The organism is Bacteroides sp. Marseille-P8574, assembly GCF_902825465.1.
Taxonomy (GTDB): Bacteria; Bacteroidota; Bacteroidia; order Bacteroidales; family Bacteroidaceae; genus Bacteroides; species Bacteroides uniformis.
The window spans coordinates 2,740,634-2,764,976 of the sequence record NZ_CADEBE010000001.1 but is presented as its reverse complement, the minus strand read 5'-3'; the positions used below and the strand labels follow the sequence as shown (position 1 = coordinate 2,764,976).

The 24,343-nt window shown below is 46.5% G+C and carries 12 protein-coding genes; 8 read left to right on the top strand and 4 right to left on the bottom strand.

The window, feature by feature from the left end; genetic code table 11:
• The 3 genes from HUX74_RS11685 to HUX74_RS11675 form a co-directional block, all read right to left on the bottom strand.
• Entirely contained in the window at positions 1–1,899 is a 1,899-nt protein-coding gene (locus tag HUX74_RS11685; protein ID WP_174646678.1) for a RagB/SusD family nutrient uptake outer membrane protein, read from the bottom strand.
• Between the two features lie 19 nt (positions 1,900–1,918).
• Positions 1,919–5,260, bottom strand: a complete 3,342-nt coding sequence (locus HUX74_RS11680) for a TonB-dependent receptor (RefSeq protein WP_174646677.1) — start codon at positions 5,258–5,260, stop codon at positions 1,919–1,921.
• A gap of 412 nt (positions 5,261–5,672) precedes the next feature.
• Positions 5,673–6,521 carry a hypothetical protein gene (locus HUX74_RS11675; RefSeq protein WP_008662810.1) on the bottom strand — a complete coding sequence of 283 codons (849 nt, stop codon included), beginning with the start codon at positions 6,519–6,521 and terminating at the stop codon, positions 5,673–5,675.
• 403 nt (positions 6,522–6,924) lie between these two features.
• Between HUX74_RS11675 and HUX74_RS11670 the strand changes: the two genes are divergently transcribed.
• Together HUX74_RS11670 and HUX74_RS11665 are read left to right on the top strand one after the other, a co-directional pair.
• Positions 6,925–10,254, top strand: coding sequence for a TonB-dependent receptor (locus HUX74_RS11670; RefSeq protein WP_174646676.1), 3,330 nt, complete (start codon positions 6,925–6,927; stop codon positions 10,252–10,254).
• A gap of 33 nt (positions 10,255–10,287) precedes the next feature.
• On the top strand, positions 10,288–11,985 hold the full coding sequence (locus HUX74_RS11665; protein ID WP_174646675.1) for a RagB/SusD family nutrient uptake outer membrane protein: 1,698 nt from the start codon (positions 10,288–10,290) through the stop codon (positions 11,983–11,985).
• A gap of 350 nt (positions 11,986–12,335) precedes the next feature.
• Here HUX74_RS11665 and HUX74_RS11660 read toward each other — a convergent pair whose 3' ends face one another.
• Positions 12,336–12,959: an HU family DNA-binding protein gene (locus HUX74_RS11660; RefSeq protein ID WP_174646674.1), complete on the bottom strand. Its 624-nt coding sequence runs from the start codon at positions 12,957–12,959 to the stop codon at positions 12,336–12,338.
• 371 nt (positions 12,960–13,330) lie between these two features.
• Between HUX74_RS11660 and HUX74_RS11655 the strand changes: the two genes are divergently transcribed.
• From HUX74_RS11655 to HUX74_RS11630, 6 genes are all read left to right on the top strand, one after another.
• Positions 13,331–14,968, top strand: a complete 1,638-nt coding sequence (locus HUX74_RS11655) for a VapE domain-containing protein (protein ID WP_174646673.1) — start codon at positions 13,331–13,333, stop codon at positions 14,966–14,968.
• A gap of 229 nt (positions 14,969–15,197) precedes the next feature.
• On the top strand, positions 15,198–16,364 hold the full coding sequence (locus HUX74_RS11650) for an exo-beta-N-acetylmuramidase NamZ domain-containing protein (protein WP_174646672.1): 1,167 nt from the start codon (positions 15,198–15,200) through the stop codon (positions 16,362–16,364).
• A gap of 144 nt (positions 16,365–16,508) precedes the next feature.
• Positions 16,509–17,963, top strand: coding sequence for a sodium:solute symporter (locus HUX74_RS11645; protein WP_174646671.1), 1,455 nt, complete (start codon positions 16,509–16,511; stop codon positions 17,961–17,963).
• 15 nt (positions 17,964–17,978) lie between these two features.
• The gene (locus HUX74_RS11640) at positions 17,979–20,981 is read left to right on the top strand and encodes a xanthan lyase (protein ID WP_174646670.1); all 3,003 of its coding nucleotides are present in this window, start codon (positions 17,979–17,981) and stop codon (positions 20,979–20,981) included.
• 19 nt (positions 20,982–21,000) lie between these two features.
• Positions 21,001–22,860: a PQQ-binding-like beta-propeller repeat protein gene (locus tag HUX74_RS11635; RefSeq protein WP_117965626.1), complete on the top strand. Its 1,860-nt coding sequence runs from the start codon at positions 21,001–21,003 to the stop codon at positions 22,858–22,860.
• 17 nt (positions 22,861–22,877) lie between these two features.
• On the top strand, positions 22,878–24,338 hold the full coding sequence (locus HUX74_RS11630; protein WP_174646669.1) for a glycosyltransferase family 2 protein: 1,461 nt from the start codon (positions 22,878–22,880) through the stop codon (positions 24,336–24,338).
• The last annotated feature ends 5 nt before the right edge of the window (positions 24,339–24,343 follow it).

The following is a 24,343-nucleotide window of genomic DNA, read 5'->3' as shown; positions in this document are numbered from 1 at the left end:
TTACCAACCTGGGTTCTGAGTCAACGCCTGACCTTTATTCTCATAAATAGTCAACTGTGCAGCCGGTATGGCACGCAAATAGTAGCGTTCCGAATTCAATTCACCAGCCTTGAATATACGAAGTTCCTTTTCACGAAGATAATAAATATACCCTTTTTCAGTATCCTCATTACCCGGATTCTCTGGGTCGAACAGATAGAGCACTCTCTTGCCGGAATCATCTTTTGAAGATATTTCCGGATAATCGGCCATATTGACATAAGCACCCAGGAAAGACATGGTAGGATAACCATTTGCATCTTCTGAGTTTAAGTATTCAAACTTGGCCCAACGACGGAGGTCTTCACCACGACGGCCTTCCATAATCAACTCAATACGACGCTCACGACGGATTTCCCACAAAACCGGATTGACATCAGGGTCACGGGCAGGGTCATTGATAACAACCCCATTCACACTCAAGTTGCCGCCATTCAGTTGAACTTTCGGCATTGTCTTGGCTTCAGTATCTCCCCACTTCGTCAGCTGACGGTCACGGAGTTCATTGATAGACTTGTCAAGGTCACTCTGCGAGAAAATGTTACCCCCCACTTGAGCAATCTCATAACGTGCTTCTACATAGTTCAGCAACACTTCCGCATAGCGGATACACGGCGCATCAGCCGGACTTAATCTACCGGTACAATAATCCAGACCAGCCACCCACCACTCGTCGTTCAAGAACTTTTTGGTAGGATATCCCGTTGGTGATGTACCTTCGGTATAATTTGTACCCATGGCGCTCATAATACGGAGACTATCGGCAATAGTTTGATACAAACGCGGGTCACGGTTTTGAAATGACTTCTGAATACTCGGGTCTCCCTTACCTTGATACAGCGGAGACTGACCTATCGGCAAACCGTCACTGCAAAGATAAGTGTTGATTACATCTTGCGTAACACCACCTTGAGTCTGATCTTCCGGGCCATTGTAGGACATCAAAGCATTACACTGCAAACCGCTTGTATATTCACGATACCAGATGACTTCCGGATTGTTAGCCAAATCGTCCGTAGTAAACAAAGCATTATAGGTATTGCCTATTGAATAGATACCAGAGTTCATCACGACCTCTGCACCATTAATGGCTCCTTGCAGCAAGTTCTTAATATCACCATCCGCCACCTTCTCTGAAGTAGGACCTACAGTAGTACCGTGATACTTCAGCCATGTGGCATGATACAGCATTTCGCGTGACATATACGCACCAACCACATATTTATTGACTTGGCGCTTCGTATCATCCGTACGTACATTATCCAATGCATATTGAAAATCCTCTTGTATCTTCTGCGCTACATACAAATAAGAATCACGGTCTTTATAAAGAGTCGGGTCTGCCGGGTCTGTCACCTTATCGTAGTAAGGAACACCGCCATAATACTTTGCCAGCGTACTATAGGCCATTGCACGGAAATAGCGTGCAATACCTTCCCAGTGTCTCTTGGCTTCGTCCGAAATATTCATTCCGGGAATCTTCTCAAGCATGACATTGGCTTTATAAATAACACTATAATTATCCGACCAAGTTCCGGTCCGGCTATTCCAGTCCGTAGTGGCAGAAGTGGAGAAATAAATATATCCTGAACCGTTTGTATTTGCATTATTCAGATTGATAAAATCATCCGTATAATCATCTCCAGAGAAATAACCGGCAAAAACTGTATAGTCGGTACCATATCCTGTAAAGTAGGAAGAATAGAAGTCTTGCGCATAAGTACGCAAAGAAGTTTCAGTCTGCCAATAAGTGTCATTGGTCTGCTTGTCCTGCGGGTCTTTATCCAAAAAATCGTCGCAACCGCAGAGCGAGCTCATTGCCAACGCACAAACGATGTATAATAAATTTTTCTTTTTCATAACTGCAATTACTATTAGATTATAAACTAAGCTGAATACCGAACGACACTGTCTTCTGATATGGATAGCTACGACCAAAGTTACGCTGGTCACTCTTACCATTGGCCGTACGTATTCCTATTTCAGGATCGATAGCAGGTTTCACACCATCAATGGTGAAAAGGTTTTCACCTGTAAAATAAACACGCAAACCTTGCACCTTGAATTTACTCAACCAAACCTTAGGAAGAGAATATCCCACAGTAAATGTCTTCAGACGCAGATAAGCCATATTCAGCAAATAGCGATCATTCACGCTATAGTTACCCGAAGCAGACTGCTGGTAATCCATCGGACGGGGATAGAAAGCATCTGTGTTTTCGGGAGTCCAATAATCCTCAGCACCTTTGTAGAAGGGTTCACCGGTAGTAAAGCCTGGCAATACCTGGTTACCTGCCGCCCAAAGTTTTCTCTTGGCTACCCCCTGGAAGAACATGCTTATATCAAAGCCTTTCCAAGCAGCATCCAAATTCAAACCAAACTGTAAACGCGGCAGGGCGTTACCTATAACACTAAGGTCACCCTTGTCATTTGTATTGGTCTGTTTTACGATTTCACCGTTGTTGTCGAGGTCTTTATAAAGCACATCACCGGGAGCAAATTGATAACCGGCAGGGAATACTTTAGTCTGGTCGGGCAAACCGGCTTTCAAAGAACCGTCAGCATTAAAGTCATCTTCCGTCAAGAAACGGTCGAACTGCAAGCCCCAGATATCTCCCAAAACCATACCTTCTTTATAAGCACTCTTATCCCACCATCCGGTAGCTCCATAAGAAGGAATCTTTGTATTATACGTCCACTTGGTTACTTCAGTCTTGTCATCGGCAACAGAAGCCGTCACGCCAAAGTGCAGACCATTCTTGAAGGTATGGCGATAGTCAATGGCAAGCTCCCATCCTTTGGTCTGGATAGTACCCATATTTTCATATGGAGCGGCAGCACCCAATGTGGCAGGCAGGTTAGCAGTAGTCAAAATATCACTGGTAGTACGGTTATACCAATCAAACGTTACTCCCAAAGCATCATTGAAGAAACGGGCATCCAAGCCAAGGTCAAGTGTAGTAACTTTCTCCCAAGTAAGGGTTGAAGACACAATAGTCGGTTTTTGCGTTGACTGTACTTTCTTTCCATCGATAATCCAACTGTCAACAGAAGTGGACAGAGTGGAGATATAACGGTCGGTACCTACATCCTGATTACCAATCATACCCCAAGAACCACGAACCTTCAAAGTACTCAAATAAGGTTTCAACGACTGCATGAACGGTTCTTCAGAAATACGGTAACCGGCAGACATAGAGGGGAAGAAACCGAAGCGGTTGCCCGAAGGGAAACGGGAGGAACCATCATAACGGCCGTTCAACTCCAACATATATCGGTCTTTGTAAGAGTAATTAAGACGTCCGAAGAAGCCTGCTACAGACCACCATGTATGCGAGGAGCTTGTAGTCTGGTCACCTGTAGCCAGATTCAATTCCGGTTTTGCAGGGTCGAGCAGACCTTTGCGTTGTGCCCAGTAATATTCATATTCGCTCTTTTCAAGGCTGGAACCTGCCATCGCCTTAAAATCATGATCTCCCCAGCGTTTGGCATAAGTTGCCACGAAGTTAGCTGTCAGATTCTCCGTGCGTCCGGTTTCCTGATATACATAATCATAAGTAGCAGCAGATAGATAACTGCCATAAGAATCACGCAATGCCTCAACAGACGGACGGGCAGTGAAGATTTCATAACCACTGGTCAAGCTCGGCGTACCATACTCCTTATAGCGATTTTCCACTGTACTGTAAGCAACATCAATATCAATTGTCAAATCTTTAATAGGTTTGATTGTTGCACCACCCGTCAAACGGAGATATTCACGTTCTTTGGTTGTAGTAGGAGCACTCTTCAACTCTGTCAAAGCATTGCGGAATTCCTTACCCTCAAAAGTACCGTAAGGCATCATCGGCTGCCAACGATATAGATAGTACATTGGATCATACAAATCACTCCCATAATTAAACGGCTTGTCATAATCAGAACGGGTAAACATGACACCTGTACGGACAGATACATATTTGTTCAATTCAGAGTTCAAAGAGATATTAGCATTATAACGTGTATAATCATCCGAATTGATTTTCATCATACCATCCTGGCTCAGATAACCCAAAGCGATATTGTAATTAGTCTTTCCGTTGCCACCGTTGATAGAAAGGCTATGGTTCTGCTGCGGAGCCCAGTCCTTGATGTATTCATCATACCAGTCCCAAGTGCGGATAAAGAACATACCGCCATCGCGGAACTCAAAGTCACGACCCAATTCCATCTCACGGCCAAACTGGTCACCATAACCATATTTATCCCAGTAATCCTTCATTTTCTGCACATGTGTAGCATCCACACGCATATTACCCACTACGTTATAAAATGCGGCAGATCCCTTAGTCTGATTGATTACACCCTGCAAGTTTATATCAGCCTGCTGCCATCCCGGAAGTTGTTCGGGTGTCTTGGTCGGCGTACGCCATGCGAAGTTATTGGTATATTTTACAGAAAGACGTTCATGTTTACTTCTTGATTTTGTGGTAATCAGCAATACGCCAAATGCACCACGAGCACCGTAAATAGAAGCAGAAGCGGCGTCTTTCAATACAGAAATACTTTCAATATCGTCCGGATTCACCATAGAAATATCCGTTACTTCCACATTATCTACAAGAATCAAAGGTTTGGAATCACCGTTTGGAGAACCGATACTACCACGAATCTTGATAGTAGGCGCACCACCTATCTCACCGGAGTTGGTAGTGATGGTCAATCCCGGCACAGCCCCCTGCAAGGCACGACCTATATCCGTGATAGGACGGCTATCGATTGTTTTGTTCACGTCCACGGAAGCCACCGCACCAGTCAGGTTCACTTTTTTCTGTGCACCATAACCTACTACGACAACTTCATCCAACAATTCCGTATCATCTTTCAAAACAACCTTCATTACCGAAGTTGCCTTGACTTCTTGAGTAGTATATCCCACAAATGATACTTGCAGAATAGCACCGGGCTTTACATTTAATTTGGAAACTCCATCCAAATCCGTAATACCACCATTGGTCGTACCTTTCTCAATGACATTGGCACCAATAATAGGTTCACCTTTTGTATCTACAACTGTGACAGTCACAGAGATAGATTGCATCTGTTCTTGTACTCCTTGTGAGTCGTTGGATGCTGTTTGGGCAGCCATCACGTTGCCACTGCCTAAAAACAGAGCACAGATTGCCACCGCCGTAAAGAACTTACCATTGGCAAGTCCTCGTTTTTTGCGATCTTCATTCATAAGTGATTGATGATTTTGTTAATTAAACCAGTTTTTCAAAATTAGGGTAAGGGAATCATATAGTTCGGATTAGTCAGACTATTTCCGAAGGCTTCTTTAATTTCTCATAGGCGTTTTCTTTATTTAAAGGTTCACATTTTTATATTATCTCTCTTTTTTCTATTTATTTACCAAGTCCAGACGGAACTTAGTTATATATTATACAAGGTTTAAATCTTGTTAATTACTTAACTCTATTGGTTGTTTTAAGAGATAAAAAACTCGTTATTAACAAAGGTGAGAAATGATTCATTCATTTCGTCCTAACAAAGATACATTATTATTTAATATCAAGAACATTCCTTTGCATTTATTTAACTTTATATTTATACATTTGCAAAAAGGAAGTTATACACCTTATTATATAAAGATTTTAAGGTTCTTCTATATTTAAAGAATGGAATTCAATCAGGCCATTCATTGGTGTTTCTTCAATGATTTCCAGTTCGATGCCAAATTCACGGGCAACTTCCCGCAAAATGGCCGCGTAGCTGTAAGCCAATGAACCCACAAAACGAATAGGATAATTTTTGTAGTCATATTGGCAGACATTACGAGTAAAGAAATTTCTCAGATTACCGGTAATCAGCTCAAATACATAGTCATCATTGGTATAATCAGCCAAAAAATAAGATATAGTAGACAAAAAGCGATTGGGGAACGGGCGGTTATACACAGATTCCATAACCTCATTCGGACTTATACGGAACTTCTCAAAGAAATCCGCCGTTACATCTTTAGGAGCCAAACCTTTCAGTACATCAGACAAGAACATTTTGCCCAATACAGCACCACTACCCTCATCCCCCAGGATGTAACCTCCTGCCCGGACATTCTTTACAACGATTTTCCCATCATAAAAACATGAGTTTGAGCCGGTTCCCAAAATACAAGCAATGCCGGCCTCGCATTTGAACAAGCCACGTGCAGCTGCCAGCAAATCACTCTCTACCTGAATTGGAGTTTTGAATTGTGCTACCAATGAAGCTCCCAATACATTTTTCTTTTCATAAGAAGTACATCCGGCACCATAATAATAGACTTGTTCCAATTTCCTTTTGAAAAAATGCTCGGGTAATCCTAACCGCACACTTCGGCTAATCTCTCTTCTCGTTTGAAAGAAAGGATTTAAGCCCTCTGTGAAGGCTCGCTGTATCAGACGATTATCTTCAACCAGCGCCCATTCTGTTCTCGTAGAACCACTTTCTGCAATTAGTTTCATAGGTAGTTAGTTTTAGAATTGAATACAAATATATAGCTTTTTTTAATCTTTCCAAGGCTATTTCAAGAAAAAATCATTTTACTGGCCATACATCTCCCTTTTGCTCATATCCTCAATCATCCAACAAAGTATTCCCACTTTTCCAACGCAACCGCGTTTTAGTCAAAACAAGACGATAACAGACTAACAATAAGATACTATCTGACTGAATTCCAAGTTCCGTCTGAACTTAGCAAACAAATAGGAAAGCAAGAGATAATATAAAGTTATGAACCTTTAAAAAGAGAAAATGCCTATGGAAAAAGAAACAATCCTGCAAGTTGAATAGTCTCACTATTCGGCCCTTATTACCCTTACCCTAAATTTAAGCAGTATTTAATTAACAACAAATCATCAATCATTTATGAATGAAGATCACAAAAAACGAGGACTAACACATAGCAAACTCCTCACAGCAGTGGCAATCAGCTCACTGTTATTAAGTAGCGGCAACGTGATGGCTACACAAGCCAATCCTGATAAATCGCTTGGTGTAACAGAACAATTACAAACCATCACTGCTACCGGTTTGGTGGTAGACGCAGCCGGTGAACCGGTTATCGGTGCCAGTGTAGTGGAGAAAGGTACTACCAATGGTATTGTAACCGACATCGACGGCAAATTCACATTAAGCGTAAAGCCAGGAGCAACATTAAGCATATCGTTTGTAGGCTATCAACCTCAAGAAGTGAAAGCTGCCAAAACAATGAAAATTATCTTGAAAGAAGATACTGAATTATTGGATGAGGTAGTAGTTGTCGGTTATGGCGTACAAAAGAAAGCAAACCTGACCGGTGCAGTCTCAACTGTTGATGTAAGCAAAACCTTAGAAGCTCGTCCACAATCTGATGTCAGCAAAGCGTTACAAGGTGTTGTTCCAGGACTGACAATCCTGAACTCCAGTGGTGAACTAAATGCCAAACCTACCATTACCATCCGTGGTACCGGTACTTTGAGCAATAGTGCAAAAAGTAATCCACTTATTGTTGTAGATGGTGTAGCAATGGAAGACATTTCCTACCTGAATCCTAACGACATAGAAAACATCTCCGTACTGAAGGATGCTGCTTCCACCTCTATCTACGGTACTCGTGCTGCATTCGGTGTTATCTTGATTACAACAAAATCTGCCAAGAAAACAGACAAGATTACAATCAACTATACTAATAATTTCTCCTGGGACACACCTTCAATCCTCCCTGATTTTCCCGATGTATCGACACAAGCAAGAGCTTTACGTGCAGCCAATGTACGTATGGGAGTAGAGAATGAACTCTTCGGCATGTATATGGACGATGACTTCATAGCCAAAGCCGATGCATGGAAAAAGCGTCATGGCGGCAAAGCCGGTTATCGTGAAATGATTCCGGGTGACGACTTCGATCTTGACCCTGAAACCGGCAAAGGCTTATATTATGCAGATTGGGATGTAGTAGGTATCATGTTCCGCGACTGGAAACCGGCACAAAGCCACAATGTTTCTATTCAAGGAACCAGTGGAAAGACTTCTTATTTCCTCTCATTCGGCTACAATAAAGAAGAAGGTGTAATGACCTTCAATCCCAACAAGTTGAAGAAATACAATGCTACCATAAACATCACTTCTGACATTACCGATTGGCTGACTGTCGGAGGACGTTTCAGCTACAATGACAAAGTCTACACAGAGCCTGCCACTCGTCGTTACACATACCAATACATGTGGCGTTGGGGTAGTTTTTTTGGTCCTTATGGAACATATCAAGGACACGACATGCGCAATGATATCGCTTATCGCAAACAAGCAGGAGAAGACAAAACCAATGACTCTTATACCCGCATCGGAGGTTTTGCCAGAGCCAAACTGTTGAAAGGACTAACATTAAACGCAGATTATACTTTCAACATCCGCAACTCTAACCAGAAACAAGCAAATCTCCCGGTATATGCCTTAAATTCATGGGGCGGTGATATAACAGCGCCCACCTACCTTTCTGACCAAGCAGGAAGTTATCTATACCAAGAAAGTATTCGCGACAACTCCTATGCATTAAATGTGTATGCCAACTATGAATTCAGTCTGGCTAAAAAGCACAATTTCAATATCATGATAGGTGCCAATGCCGAAGAAGGCGAATATCAAATGCATTCAAGCAAATATAAAGGACTTTTAGACGGCAATCTTCCCGAATTCAGCTTGGCCACAGGTGACCAAGAGGTAAGTGGCGCTCATAGTGAATGGGGTACAGCCGGTTGGTTCGGACGTATCAACTATGACTACAAGGGAATATGGCTATTGGAATTAAACGGACGTTACGACGGTTCTTCCAAGTTCCCGTCAAGTGACCGTTGGGCATTCTTCCCCTCAGGTTCAGTGGGATACCGTTTCAGCGAAGAGGCCTTTTTCGCACCATTAAAACAAGTCGTTAGCAACGGTAAATTCCGTGCGTCTTATGGTGAAATCGGAAATCAAGCGATTGGTGACAATATGTTTATCTCTACCTTAAGCAGAAGAGAGAATAATTCTGCTACTGGTTATTCTTATTGGCTAGATTCAAGTGGACAAAAAGTCAGCATGTACAATTTGCCCTCATTAGTATCATCCACTCTGAAATGGGAACGTATCCAAACTCTGGATTTAGGATTGGACCTCGGATTACTGAACAATGAAATCAACGTTTCATTTGACTGGTACCAACGCACTACAAAAGACATGTTGGCACCAAGTAAAGTAATGCCTCAAGTACTGGGTGCAGACGCTCCAAAAGTCAATGCCGGTACATTAAGAACTCGTGGTTGGGAACTTAGCATTAACTGGCATCATACTTTCAAAGAAGTAAATGTATATGCCAACGCCAGTATCGGCGACTTCAAAACAGTAATAACCAAATGGGATAACGATTCCAAGCTGCTGAATGAAAATTACAGTGGTAAAGTGTATGGTGACATTTGGGGATTTGAGACAGACCGCCTTTTCACAAAAGACGATTTCAATGCAGACGGTTCATACAAAGAAGGGATTGCTTCACAGAAAGGATTGGAACAGAATGGCTTCATATATGGCCCGGGTGACATCAAGTTCAAGAACTTAGATGGCAACGATGTTATTGATGGCGGAAAAGGTACTGCAGATGACCATGGTGATTTGAAAGTTATCGGTAACACCACTCCACGCTACCAGTATAGCTTCCGTTTGGGCGGCACCTGGAAAGGATTTGATATTGACGCATTCTTCCAAGGAGTGGGCAAGCGTGATGTCTGGTCGACCGGCGCATTCGTTATTCCTATGTCCCGTGGTGCCGATGCCATCTATGACAACCAGACGGATTATTGGACAGAAGAAAACCAAAATTACGATGCGTATTATCCACGCATGTGGGCAACAAATGCCAATAAAGGTACTATCTCCGTATTGGAAGGAGGAAACCACAACTTCTACCCACAAAGTAGATATTTAGTAAACATGGCTTATCTGCGTTTTAAGAATCTGACTATCGGCTATACATTACCACAGAACTTAACAAGAAAAGCCTATATAGACAAAGTTCGTGTCTACTTCAGTGCCAACAATATCTGTGAACTAATCAACAAGAGCAAAGCTCCCGTTGACCCTGAAATCAATTCTCAAGAGACAGAAGAGCCAACTAACGGTACTTGGGGACGTATAGACCCGATGTACCGTACCATATCGTTCGGTTTACAAGTAACTTTCTAACATCAGTCATTCACTTTAAATAAAGAATATTGTATGAAAAGAATTAATTATATAATAGGTTTGAGTCTACTGTCGCTCTCTACATTAACCGGTTGCGATAGCATATTAGACAAAGACCCATTGGACAAGTTCACAAATAATAATTTCTGGACTAATGCCAGCAATGTAGAAGGCTATGCCAATACTTTCTATAACGAATTTACCGGCTATGGCAATGGCGGTGGGGCCGGATTGTTCTATTTCAAAACTTTGTCGGATGACCAGGCTGGCAATTCATTTACTGATTGGGCTCAAAAAGACAATCTGACAACTAACAGTACCTGGAAGAATTCATATATCGAAATCCGTCGTGCTAACGTTATGTTGGAAAATGTACCCAAGATTTCTGAAACTGACGCAGTAAAGAACCATTGGCTCGGCGTAGCCCGCCTGATGCGTGCTTATGAATATTTCCAATTGGTGCGTATGTTCGGTGACGTACCTTACACCGATAAAGCATTAAACATTACTGACGAAGGCATTATTTATGGTCCACGCACCAGTCGTGATGAAGTAATGGACTATGTTTTAGATGATTTGAACTTTGCCACAGCTAACATTAATGATGGTAGCAGCAAAATCAGCTGGAGCCGCAGCATGGCCAATGCCATGAAGGCTGACATCTGCCTATGGGAAGGAACTTTCCGCAAATACCGCAGTGCAAATGACGGACAACCAGCCGCAGATGCAGCCGGTGCGCAAAAGTTCCTCACAGCTTGCAAAGAAGCATGTACGGCTATAATGGCAAAGAATTTCAGTCTGAACAGTTCCTATCAAGGAAATTATAATTCTATTGATTTGAGCAAGAATCCTGAAATGATATTTTACAAAGCTTACAAACAATCATTGCTTACACACTCTTTAATCGACTATACTTGTACCTCCACCCAGATGAGCGGTATGACGAAAGACGCATTCGACTCTTATCTGTTTACCGACGGCAAACCACTGGCATTAACCGACCGCGACAATAACCTTGTTGCACCGTTGGTAGATGGAAAGCTTTCATTAGTCAACATGTTAGCCGTACGCGACAAACGTCTGAGTGAGACTATCGACCATGTATTGCTCTACAACGGCAATAGCAACAAACGTTTCCCCGGTGACATGGAACAAACTTCTTCTACCGGCTATGGAGTTGCCAAGTACGACAATGGAGATATCCCTCTCAACTATCGTAATCAAACAAGTAGCAACTATACACATGCACCCATATTCTGGCTTTCCGTTGTCTATTTGAATTATGCCGAAGCTTGCGCAGAATTGGGTAGCATTTCTCAAGCAGATTTAGACAAAAGCATCAACTTACTAAAAAAACGTGCCGGACTGCCCGACTTAAAAGTCGAGGTGGGCTATTCCGACCCAGCCAACAATCATAATGTAAGTGACCTCATTTGGGAAATCCGCCGTGAACGCCGCTGCGAACTAATGTTCGACAACTGGTTCCGTTATTGGGATTTAGTCCGTTGGCATCAATTGGACAAACTGGATTCGTCCAAATATCCTAATATTTTATTAGGTGCCAATGTCAAGAACGACCCAGCTTGCGAAGCAGATAAAGCAGGTGACTGGATTGACGGTAGCAAAGGACATACTCCTCGTGATTTTGACAAGAAGTATTATTTATATCCGGTTCCATCCGGCCAATGTGACTTGAATCCGCAATTACTTCCAAATAATCCAGGGTGGTAATAAATGCAATGAGATTGCAATAGCGATTATCGCTGACTATCCAGAACTGTGATAATCTAATATCGCCCTTTCATTTCCATATAGATACATAAAATGAAAGGGCGATTTTATTGTTTCCATAACCAAATTCACAAGACACATGAGAAACAAATCAGTTTTATATCCAGCCACGACATAAAATTCAGTAACCCAGTAAAGCAAACTGAATTTCGAGTACACACCCTCACATCCCTCACCTCTCGTACATACCGCCCTATCCATCGGCATTCAAGAGGTGAGTGAGGGCAATTTCAAAAGGTGGAGGCAAAATTCACCCTCACCAAAATCCTATTTCACTTAGAGCACATAAGTCACTCACTCCTACCATAATATCCAGGAGCAGGCACATAAATCGGCTGCTGTATTGTCCCTTCATTTTTCAACTTTCCTTCGGTACGCAACCGACGGATATGCCGCATGGCCGTAGTACGCATCATACCGCAAACACTCTGGAAGTCATTCCGCGTCATAAAAAGACGGGCAGCGAAATAGTTGGTCAGGCGACGGTCTATCTCTTTATCCGTCAGTTTAGCCGAATGCTCGTTTGCCTTCAAAGCCTTTGCCTTGATGGTACCAATTTCATTTTTCAGTTTCTGGTCGGCACGAAATTTCACACCCGCCATCTTCACCTTCGTCAACTTACGCTTGGTAGCAGCCACTACCGGTTCGGTCGTGGTGAGCGACACGCGAAAGTAGCCGATGCCGTCGAGATGCACCTGCCTTCCTTCGGCAAGTTCCCTGCCCATGACGTGCGACACAGCATCGAGCACAGCCGTCACATCGGTTTCTGTCAATGAGCAACGTGCCTGGATGTCCCGCCGCAATTCATCGGTAGACCTGCTCCCATTCAGGCGGAGACGGGGATGAAGGATTTTATCTTCCGGAGATTTGTCGTACGAGTCCGGATTCTCGTACCAATCAAACAAAATAGCCATAGTTCAAACTGCGTTAAAGGGTTACATTATACGATAAAGCACTGCACGGAACACGTGCGAAGTACGTACGCAGTCTGTTGAAGTACCAAGGTTATATCACAGCCCAGCCCGTGAGCAGAACCGTTCACTGTAATGAGCTGCTCCGTTCACTAATATGAACAAGAAAGACCACTTTAGTGGACTGTTCATAAACTCTGGTGTAAAAGTAGACAAAACTATGGGGATAAGCAAAGAAACGAACACCTTTTATAAAAGAAACATATAGACATTCCACCCCAAAAAAGAAGCCAATCGGAAAATAATCCTTGAAAAGCTTGTATTCACCCCTTTCCCGGCGTATCTTTACAAGAATATTACATACACGATAAAGAATGAAAATCACACTGATCAGAGAGGAACGCGAAAGTGGAAAAGAGGCCGTCGGCACACAAGAAACGGACATGTTGATGGAAAAGCTGAAAACCGAGAACAAGACCGGATACATTACGGAGCTGCGTAGCATCATCCCGCATTTGAAAGGGACCAACGCCCGATATGAGCATATCGACAGACTGCCGCGTCTCTATCCCGCCGTAGAAATGACCCGCACCAAAGCAGGAGAACACCGGATAAAGACCTACAACGGGCTGGTACTACTGGAAGTAAACAATCTGGCCGGGGTGGCCGAAGCCGAACTGGTGAAACAACAAGCCGCCCTGCTGTCCCGCCTTGCCGAACATTGCTTCAAAGCCGGCATTCCTGAAGAAGAAGCGGTGCGCCAGACACTGATGCACTACTACCGGGAGGCAGACGAACCCCTTGTACGCCTGACGCTGCATAACCTTTACGGGGAATTGAAAGGCTTCGGCACCCGCAGCAGCCTGAACAAAGACCAGGAAACAGCTTTCCGGCTGGAGGAGTTCATGAAACGCCGCTACGAATTCCGCTACAACACCGTGCTTGGCGACTTGGAATACCGGCAGCGCGACTCCATCCACTTCTACTTCCAGCCTGCCGACCAGCGCGTACGCAGCAGCATCGCCATGAAGGCACTGAAAGAGGGAGTACGTGTGTGGGACCGCGACATCACCCGCTTCTTGTCTTCGGACCACGTGCCGCTATACAACCCCATCGAAGAATATCTCTATAACACCGGACGCTGGGACGGCAAAGACCGCATCCGCGCATTGGCCGACCTCGTGCCCTGCCACAATCCCCACTGGAGGGAACTGTTCTACCGGTGGTTTCTTGGCATGGTGGCACATTGGCGGGGAATCGACAAACAGCACGGCAACAACACCTCGCCCCTGCTCGTAGGTCCGCAAGGTTACCGCAAAAGTACTTTCTGCCGCATCCTATTGCCACCGGAACTGCGTTTCGGCTACACCGACAGTATCGACTTCAAGAGCAAGCAGGAAGCGGAGCGCAGCCTTGGCCGCTTTTTTCTGATTAACATCGACGAATTCGACCAGATAAACGCCAATCAGCAAGGCTTCTTGAAGCACCTCCTGCAAAAACCGGTTGCCAACCTGCGAAAGCCCTACGGTAGCACTATTCAGGAAATGCGCCGCTATGCCTCCTTCATCGGGACCAGCAATCTGAAAGACCTGCTGACCGACCCGTCGGGAAGCCGCCGTTTCATTTGCATCGAAGTGACCGGCCCTATCCAGACAAACGTCACTATCAATTATCGCCAGCTCTATGCCCAAGCCATGCACGACATCATGAAGGGTGAACGCTACTGGCTGGACGACACTGACGAAGCAATCGTAAAGGAGTACAACCGGGAATTCGAGCGGGTAGACCCATTGGAAGAACTTTTCCTTTGCCATTTCCGTGGCGCGGAGGAGAGCGAAGAAGGCGAATGGCTCACAGCCATGCAGATTTTCAACGACCTGCAACAGAAAACGAGGGATAAGTTGGCCATCAACCGGATAGCAGCTTTCGGGCGCACGCTCCGCAAGCTGGACATCCTCAACAAGAAATCGAACCGGGGAACACTTTATCATCTGGTAAGAATAGAAGAATGAACCGGCACTCCCACCGATTGTACCAAAGTGAGGGCAAACTTGGCCCTCACTCTTTTTATAAAAAGTATTTCCGTACGCAGCTGATGCAGTTCAACCATTATTAATAAGGTGAACAGTTGACTATTTGCAAATTATGATTGATAATACTAAAAATACCCAAATAAGTGTTTTTGATATTAAAATAAAACGTATCTTTGTTGCAAACAACGTCCTCCTTAATAATACTATTATGAAGAAACTGCTGCTTTTAGCCTTTGTGCTATGTAGTTCTTTACTGTGCCGGGCACAAGAAGAACGAGTTATTTTAGGTGATGAACAGACTTCCGAGTATTTTCCAATCCTAAAAGATAAACGAATTGCCATATTCTCCAATCATACAGGAATGATAGGAGACAAGCATCTGCTGGACATTCTGCTGGAAAACAAGTTCAATGTAGTAGCCATTTTCTCCCCTGAACACGGTTTCAGAGGAGATGCCGACGCAGGCGAACACGTGTCCAGCTCGGTAGACAAGAAGACCGGAGTACCTATCCTCTCGCTGTACGACGGGAAATCCGGAAAACCAAGCGAAGCATCCATGCGCAAGTTCGATATCCTTGTGGTAGACATCCAGGATGTAGGCCTGAGATTCTATACTTATTATGCCTCTATGTGCCGGCTGATGGACGCTTGTGCAGAATACAACCGCAAGGTGCTGATACTGGACCGCCCCAATCCGAACGGACACTACGTGGACGGCCCGATACTGGACATGAAATATAAATCCGGTGTAGGTTGGCTGCCGATTCCCGTGGTGCACGGCATGACGCTGGGCGAACTGGGCCTGATGGTAAACGGCGAACGCTGGTTGCCGGCATCACGCACTTGCGACCTGACCGTCATTCCCTGCAAGAATTATACGCACCAGACACTATACAAGCTGCCGATTCCCCCGTCCCCCAATCTGCCGAACATGAAGTCCATCTATCTGTACCCCTCGACCTGCTATTTCGAGGCCACTCCGGTCAGCCTGGGAAGAGGAACCGACCTCCCCTTCCAGGTCTACGGGCATCCCAACATGACGGGCTACAGCTACAGCTTCACCCCGCGCAGTGTTCCCGGAGCCAAGAATCCGCCCCAGCTGGGCAAGCTTTGCCACGGCGTGAACCTGAGCAACATGAGCGACGAGGAAATCTGGAAACGCGGTATTGACTTGAGTTACGTGATAGACGCTTACCGGAATCTGAACATAGACGACCACTTCTTCCGTTCCTTCTTCGAACTGTTGATAGGCACCGACTACGTGCGCAAAATGATAAAGGAAGGGAAGAGCGCCGAAGAAATCAAGGCAAGATGGAAAGACGACGTAGAGAAATTCAAGGTACAGCGCAAGCCCTACCTGCTCTACGAAGAATAAAGACATGTACAATTCACTATTTACAATGTACAATTTCAGGAAATGTACAATTCAGAAGTAAATGGGAAGGTACAACAGTCTATATTAAAGAAACACCGCATGGCAAATTGTAAATTGTAAATAAACAAATTGTAAATAAACGTTATGACTCCACTTTCCGTAATCATTACCATCGCTGCCTACTTCGTGATATTGTTCACGGTATCTTATATTGCAGGAAGAAAGGCTGACAACGCAGGATTCTTTGTCGGTAACCGTAAGTCATCCTGGTATGTCGTGGCGTTCGCCATGGTCGGTTCCGCCATTTCAGGTGTGACCTATGTATCCGTACCCGGCATGGTTGCCGCCAGCAGCTTCGGCTATCTGCAAATGGTGTTGGGCTTCATTGCCGGACAGCTCATCATAGCCTATCTGCTGGTACCGCTATTCTACAAAATGAACCTGGTATCCATCTACGAATATCTGGAGAACCGTTTCGGCATGTCTTCCTACCGCACGGGTGCCTGGTTCTTCTTCATCTCCAAAATGCTCGGTGCCGCTGTCCGTCTGTTCCTCGTATGCCTGACGTTGCAACTGCTGGTATTCGAACCTTTCGGACTGCCTTTCCTGCTGAACGTGGCCATCACGGTGGCACTGGTCTGGTTGTACACTTTCCAGGGTGGCGTAAAGTCTCTTATCTGGACAGACTCTCTGAAGACATTCTGCTTGGTAGTGTCGGTCGTACTCTGCATCTGGTACATCGCTTCCGACCTCAATCTGTCATTTACCGGTATGGTAAGCACCATTGCCGACAGTGACATGTCTCGCATCTTCTTCTTCGACGATGTGAACAGCAAGCAGTACTTCTTCAAGCAGTTCCTCGCCGGCGCCTTCACCATGATTGCCATGACCGGGCTGGATCAGGACATGATGCAGCGCAACCTGAGCTGCAAGAACTTCAAGGACTCGCAGAAGAACATGATTACCAGTGTCATTTCGCAGTTCTTCGTCATCCTGCTTTTCCTGATGCTGGGCGTGCTGCTCTACATCTTTGCCGCCAACCAGCAGATTGCGGTGGAGAAGAGTGACGAACTGTTCCCGCTGATTGCCACCGGCAACTATTTCCCTGCCATTGTGGGCATACTGTTCATCATCGGCCTGATTTCTTCTGCCTATTCAGCCGCAGGCTCGGCACTCACCGCGCTGACCACTTCCTTCACCGTAGACATTCTGGGAACGAAAGGCAAATCGGAAGAGACGGTTGTGAAGATGCGCAAGAAAGTGCACATCGGCATGGCGGTTGTCATGGGAATCACCATTTTCGTATTCAATCTTCTGAACAACACCAGTGTCATCGATGCTGTATATATCCTGGCAAGCTATACCTACGGTCCTATCTTGGGTCTGTTTGCTTTCGGCATCTTCATGAAACAACAAGTGCGTGACAAGTACATCCCGCTGGTTGCCATCGCCTCCCCGGTTCTCTGCTTCATTCTGCAGAAAAATTCCGAAGCCTGGTTCGGAGGTTATCAATTCAGCTACGAGTTGCTGATTTTCAATGCACTGTTCACTTTCATCGGTCTCTGTCTGTTGATTAGGAAAGATAAAAAGAACAATTAACTTAATACATCATCTATGAACGTAAGACGTCAGTTTTTACTAAGTTTGCTTGCTGCCTCCCTCTTCCCCCAATGGGGAGGTGCGCAAGAACTTCCGACGGATGTCCGCCAGGAAATCGGGAAATTCCTGGATACCACCGCACGGAAAGAAGTTTCCGTAGGACGTATCAGCATCGACTCAGTGGCCGTGGAAGGAAATACACTGCAACTGTTTGCCAACATGAACTGTGCCTATATTCCTTTCCGCGAGGACAATGTAGCCGAAATATACCAGGGCGTAAGTGCCCTGCTACCGGCGGAGTTTACCAAATACAAGCTGCAAATCCGTACCAACAAGCGCAGCATCGAAGAACTGGTTCCCCAAGTCCTGCGTAGTAAAAAAGACAAAAAGACGAAGACATTCAATCCCGTCGCTTCCAAGCCTTTAGTTACCGACGTTTCCGCCCCCTACACCCCTACCAACGGCTTGCAGAACCGGCACATCGCCCTATGGCAAAGCCACGGCTGGTACTACGAGCCGAAACTCGACCGTTGGGAATGGCAGCGTGCACGTATCTTCCAGACCGTGGAAGACCTCTACACCCAAAGCTACGTATTGCCTTTCCTCGTGCCAATGCTGGAAAATGCCGGTGCCAACGTGCTGCTTCCCCGCGAACGCGATTGCCAGACGACAGAAGTCATCGTAGACAATGACGGTTGCCTGACCGGCCGTTCTATCTATACGGAAAATTCCGGAGACAAGCTCTGGAGCCAGGGAGAAGGACAAGGCTTCGCCCACCTGCGCCCCCAATACATCGACTTTGAGAATCCCTTCAAGGAAGGCACCTACCGCGCCATAGAAACCATCAAGAAAGGAAACGCAAGCACCGCCGAATGGATTCCCGAAATCCCTTCGACCGGACAATACGCCGTATACGTCTCTTACCAAACCTTGCCAAACAGCGCGGACGATGCCCTTTACACCGTCTATCACAAAGGCGGCACCACGCAGTTCAAGGTAAACCAGCAAATGGGAGGCGGCACCTGGATTTACCTCGGCACCTTCGGCTTCAATGCCGGCCGGAACAATGAATGCAAAGTCGTTCTGAGCAACCTTTCCTCCAAAGTAGGAAGAATCATCACTGCCGACGCCGTGAAGATAGGCGGCGGCATGGGGAACATAGCCCGGGGAGAAGTCAGCGGTTATCCCCGTTTCTGCGAAGCCGCCCGCTACTGGCTGCAATGGGCAGGCATACCGGACAGCGTATATTCAGAAAGCAACGGCAAGAATGACTATACCGACGACTATAAATGCCGTGGTATCTGGGTGAACTACCTTTCCGGAGGCTCTGCCGTGAACCCGACGGAAAAAGGGCTGAACATCCCTGTCAACATGGCCTTTGCCTTCCACTCCGATGCAGGAACTACACTGAACGATTCCATCATCGGGACACTCGGCATCTACTATACCAACGCCTACAATGAGAAATTCGCCAACGGAGCATCCCGCTACTTGAGCCACGACCTGACAGACTTGATTCAGTCCAACATCGTGCGCGACGTGCGTACCCTCTACGAACCTCAATGGACACGCCGTGGCAAATGGAACCAATCTTACTATGAGGCCCGTGTACCCCGCGTACCGACCATGCTGCTCGAACTGCTTTCCCATCAGAACTTTGCGGATATGCGCTACGGACTGGACCCACGTTTCCGTTTCACCGTAAGCCGCGCCATCTATAAAGGTATGCTTCAGTTCCTCTGCTCACAATACAACATGGATTATGTAGTGCAACCGTTACCGGTAGACCACATGGCCTTGCGCATGACCAGCGAGAACGAAGTGGAACTGACCTGGCAACCCGTAGCGGATGCGTTGGAACCGACTGCCGTAGCAGAGAAATACATTGTTTACACCCGTATCGGCGACGGGGATTTCGACAACGGAGTATTGGTGGACGGCAACAGTTACCGTACCACACTCCCCGCCGGCATGGTATGCAGTTACAAGGTCACCGCTGTCAACAAGGGCGGCGAGAGCTTTCCTTCCGAAATTCTTTCCGCCGGACGGGCGTTCAATTCCAAAGGTACCGTATTGGTGATAAACGGATTCGACCGTATCAGTGCCCCTGCCGACTTTACGGCACCCGCCCCCGCCGACACCCTCCTTGCCGGATTTCTGGATGAGCGAGACCACGGAGTCCCCTATATCCGTGACATCAGCTACATTGGCAAGATGAAGGAATACCGCCGTTCCATTCCCTGGATGGACGACGACGCCTCCGGTTTCGGCGACAGTTATGGAAATTACGAGACCCAAGTCATCGCAGGAAATACGTTCGATTATCCTGCCATACATGGTGCCGCTATCCTGAAAGCGGGATATTCGTTTGTATCGGTTAGTAATGAAAGTCTCTCCCCCAACCCCTCCCCCGTAGGAAGGGGAGATAAAAATACTTCGGTAGATATGAAAGAGTATAGGTATGTGGACTTGATACTTGGGAAGCAATGCCAGACCAAGATGGGACGGGGAGGCGTAAAACCGTTGGAGTTCAAGACTTTCAGCAAACCGATGCAGGAGGCTATTGCGGCTTATTGTAAGCAAGGTGGAAATATCTTTGTTTCGGGCGCTTTTGTAGGAACGGATTTATGGGACAACCGCCTTGCAACCGCCGACGAAGCCGACAAGAAATTTGCGATGGAAGTACTGAAATATAAGTGGCGTGTGGGACAAGCGGCTACAATGGGTAAGGTGAAAAGCGGAGCTTCTCCGTTCCCCGCCCTTTCAGGAAACTATACCTATCACAATGAGCTGAATGCCGATTCGTATGTGGTGGAATCACCGGACGCCATTGAACCGGCAACCAAAGATGCACACACCGTGATGCGGTATTCTGAAAACAACCTGAGTGCCGGTGTGGCCTACCAAGGCGACTACAAGACTTGTGTATTGGGATTCCCTTTTGAATCCATACGTACTGATTCTGAAAGAGAGGCACTCATGAATGCTGTACTGACATTCTTCAACGACAACAAGTAATATCAACCAATCATCATCTATGAACAGAAGACTGTTAATAATCGTCCTGATGGCTTGCCTGCTCCCCCTGGGGATGCAGGCACAGCAAGGAACATTCCGTTTTGCCCAACTGACGGACATTCATCTGACCCCGAACAATCCGAATCCCACAGAGGACCTGCTGCGTTCCGTGGCACAGATTAATGCCACCGACAGTATCGACTTTGTCCTGGTGACGGGCGACCTGACCGAAGAAGGCGACCGTACTACCATGGAAAAAGTGAAATCGTGCCTTGACTTGCTGAAGGTCCCCTACCACGTAGTCCTAGGCAACCATGAAACGAAATGGAGCGACTCCGGCTGTACCGCTTTCGGAGAAATCTTTGGCGGCGAACGCTTCGAGTTCGAGCATAAGGGATTCCTTTTCCTCGGCTTCAACTCCGGTCCGCTGATGCGTATGGCCTACGGGCATGTAGTGCCGCAAGATATCCGTTGGATGACGGAAGAAATGGATAAAAACGGCAAAGACAAACCGGTGATACTTGTCACCCACTACCCACTAATGGAAGGTGATGTGGACAATTGGTATGAGGTGACGGATGCCGTCCGCCCCTACAACGTGCGCTTGTTTATCGGCGGACACTACCACAGCAACCGGGATTTACGTTACGACGGCATTCCGGGCGTACTGATGCGCAGCAACCTGCGCGACAAAGAAAGGAAACCGGGTTACGGCATCTATGAAGTAACCGGGGATTCCATCCGGGTATACACGCAACGTATCGGCGAACCCAAGAAGCAGTGGACAGCATTCTCGCTGACCAAGCAGTATTACGACCGCAACGGAAAGGCAGAGAAATATCCCGACTTCTCGGTCAACAAGGAATATCCGCAAGTAAAGGAGCAATGGATGGTACAGACGGGCGCAGGCATTTACTGCTCTCCCGCCGTAGAAAAAGATAAAGTGTTCGTAGGAGACGATATGGGAAGGCTGACAGCCTACACCCTGAAAAACGGCAAAAAGCTATGGAGCTTTGAAGCCGGCAAGCGCATTGTCGGTACTCCGGCCGTAAGCGAGGGTATCGTTGTATTCGGGTCTGCCGACCGCCGCATCTACGGATTGAACGCCAAAGACGGCAGCCTGCTCTGGACGGTAGAAGCCGCCGAACCGGTGCTCGGAGCCGTGACCATCGCAGACGGTACCGCCTACATCGGTGCCAGTGATGCCACTTTCCGCGCCATAGACATCCATACGGGAAAAGTAATCTGGACCTACACCGGCGTAAAGGGCTACATCGAAACCAAGCCGTTGGTGACGGAAGACAAGGTCATCTTCGGCGCATGGGACAATACACTGTATGCCTTGAACAAGACTGACGGACGTGAGTTGTGGAAATGGACGGGCGGACTGACCCGCATGCACTTCTCTCCTGCCGCCGTATGGCCGGTAGCTGCCGACGGTAAAGTATTCATTACCGACCCGCAACGCGCCATGACCGCCATAGACATCCACACGGGCAATACCGTGTGGCGCACCTTTCAGTCTATGGTGCGCGAGACCATCGGACTTTCCGAAGACGGTGAACGTATCTACAGCAAAACAATGAATGACAGCATTGTCTGCTATGCAGCCCGGGAAGATGTTCCGCGGGAGTTGTGGGCAACCCATGTAGGCTTCGGTTACGAGCATGCCCCCTCCATGCAAGTAGAAAAAGAGGGGGTCATGTTTGGCAGTACCAAAGAAGGACTTATCTTCGCACTGGAAGGAAAAACAGGCAAAGTACTGTGGAAACATAAAATAGGAAATTCACTTATCAGTACCGTAGTTCCGTTGAACGGCCACGAAGTGCTGTTCACGGCAACCAGTGGAGAAACGGGACTTTTGAGAATTAAAAATTAAAAATTAAAAGATATATCATGAATAAAATCAGTTGCTTTCTTCCCTACGCAGGAAAAGAACAAGTAGAAAAAACAGTGAACAGCCTACAGGCGACAGGACTTATAGAAGAAATCCGGTTAATCACGACCGATACCACTCTGGAATCGCTCCCGGGCTGCGAAATATTGTTTGTTGACATGCCCTACAGCAGTGCAACCCTCAAAGCTATTGCTAATGCAGCCAAAGGAGAATACACATTGCTTTATACCAAAGAGACTACGCTCGAAATGGGTATGTTTGCACTGGAACGTATGATACACATCCTTGAAGATTCAAGCGCCGGTATGGTATATGCCGACCACTACCAAATAGCAGACGGCAAGCAGAGCAACGCTCCGGTAATCGACTACCAATTCGGTTCCTTGAGAGATGACTTCAACTTTGGCTCCCTGCTCCTTTTCAACACCGAAAAACTAAAGGAAGCCGCTGGACACATGAAGTCTGACTACAACTTCGCCGGACTTTACGACCTGCGCTTGAAATTGAGCCAACATTCAGACTTGGTACATATCAACGAATACTTATACAGCGAGGTGGAAAACGATACCCGCAAGAGCGGCGAAAAGATTTTCGACTATGTAGACCCCAAAAACCGTGACCGCCAGATTGAGATGGAGCAGGCATGTACCGAACATCTGAAAGAAATCGGGGGGTATCTGGCACCGGAGTTCAAGAAGATTGAGTTCTCTGCCGGTAACTTTGAGTATGAAGCTTCGGTCATCATTCCGGTGCGCAACCGTATCCGTACCATCCGCGATGCCATCAAGTCGGTACTGATGCAGAAGACAGACTTCAAATATAATCTTATCATCATCGACAACCACTCCACAGACGGCACAACGGAAGCCATCGACGAATTCAAGGACGACGAACGCCTCATCCATATCGTCCCCGAACGCAACGACCTCGGTATCGGCGGTTGCTGGAATGTAGGTGTACACCACCCCAAGTGTGGCAAGTTTGCCGTGCAGCTGGACAGCGACGACGTATACAAAGACGAAAACACACTCGCCATCATGGTACGTGCCTTCTACAAACAGAACTGCGCCATGGTGGTAGGCACCTATATGATGACGGACTTCAACATGAACATGATTGCTCCGGGCATCATCGACCACAAGGAATGGACTCCGGCAAACGGACGCAACAACGCCCTCCGCATCAACGGCCTGGGTGCCCCACGCGCCTTCTATACCCCGGTGCTGCGCGAAGTGAAAGTACCCAATACCAGCTATGGCGAAGATTATGCACTAGGACTGAACTTCTCCCGTCAATACCAGATAGGACGTGTGTACGACGTGGTCTACCTCTGCCGCCGTTGGGACGACAATTCCGACGCCTCACTGGATATTGTAAAAATGAACGGACACAACCTCTACAAAGATCGTATCCGTACTTGGGAACTCCAAGCACGCATAGCAATGAACAAGAAAAAGTGATTGCA

What these genes read in the sequence shown, in the direction of transcription:
- HUX74_RS11685 (WP_174646678.1), bottom strand. Translation starts at nt 1,899, where the DNA reads ATGAAAAAGAAAAATTTATTATACATCGTTTGTGCGTTGGCAATGAGC.
- HUX74_RS11680 (WP_174646677.1), bottom strand. Translation starts at nt 5,260, where the DNA reads ATGAATGAAGATCGCAAAAAACGAGGACTTGCCAATGGTAAGTTCTTT.
- HUX74_RS11675 (WP_008662810.1), bottom strand. Translation starts at nt 6,521, where the DNA reads ATGAAACTAATTGCAGAAAGTGGTTCTACGAGAACAGAATGGGCGCTG.
- HUX74_RS11670 (WP_174646676.1), top strand. Translation starts at nt 6,925, where the DNA reads ATGAATGAAGATCACAAAAAACGAGGACTAACACATAGCAAACTCCTC.
- HUX74_RS11665 (WP_174646675.1), top strand. Translation starts at nt 10,288, where the DNA reads ATGAAAAGAATTAATTATATAATAGGTTTGAGTCTACTGTCGCTCTCT.
- HUX74_RS11660 (WP_174646674.1), bottom strand. Translation starts at nt 12,959, where the DNA reads ATGGCTATTTTGTTTGATTGGTACGAGAATCCGGACTCGTACGACAAA.
- HUX74_RS11655 (WP_174646673.1), top strand. Translation starts at nt 13,331, where the DNA reads ATGAAAATCACACTGATCAGAGAGGAACGCGAAAGTGGAAAAGAGGCC.
- HUX74_RS11650 (WP_174646672.1), top strand. Translation starts at nt 15,198, where the DNA reads ATGAAGAAACTGCTGCTTTTAGCCTTTGTGCTATGTAGTTCTTTACTG.
- HUX74_RS11645 (WP_174646671.1), top strand. Translation starts at nt 16,509, where the DNA reads ATGACTCCACTTTCCGTAATCATTACCATCGCTGCCTACTTCGTGATA.
- HUX74_RS11640 (WP_174646670.1), top strand. Translation starts at nt 17,979, where the DNA reads ATGAACGTAAGACGTCAGTTTTTACTAAGTTTGCTTGCTGCCTCCCTC.
- HUX74_RS11635 (WP_117965626.1), top strand. Translation starts at nt 21,001, where the DNA reads ATGAACAGAAGACTGTTAATAATCGTCCTGATGGCTTGCCTGCTCCCC.
- HUX74_RS11630 (WP_174646669.1), top strand. Translation starts at nt 22,878, where the DNA reads ATGAATAAAATCAGTTGCTTTCTTCCCTACGCAGGAAAAGAACAAGTA.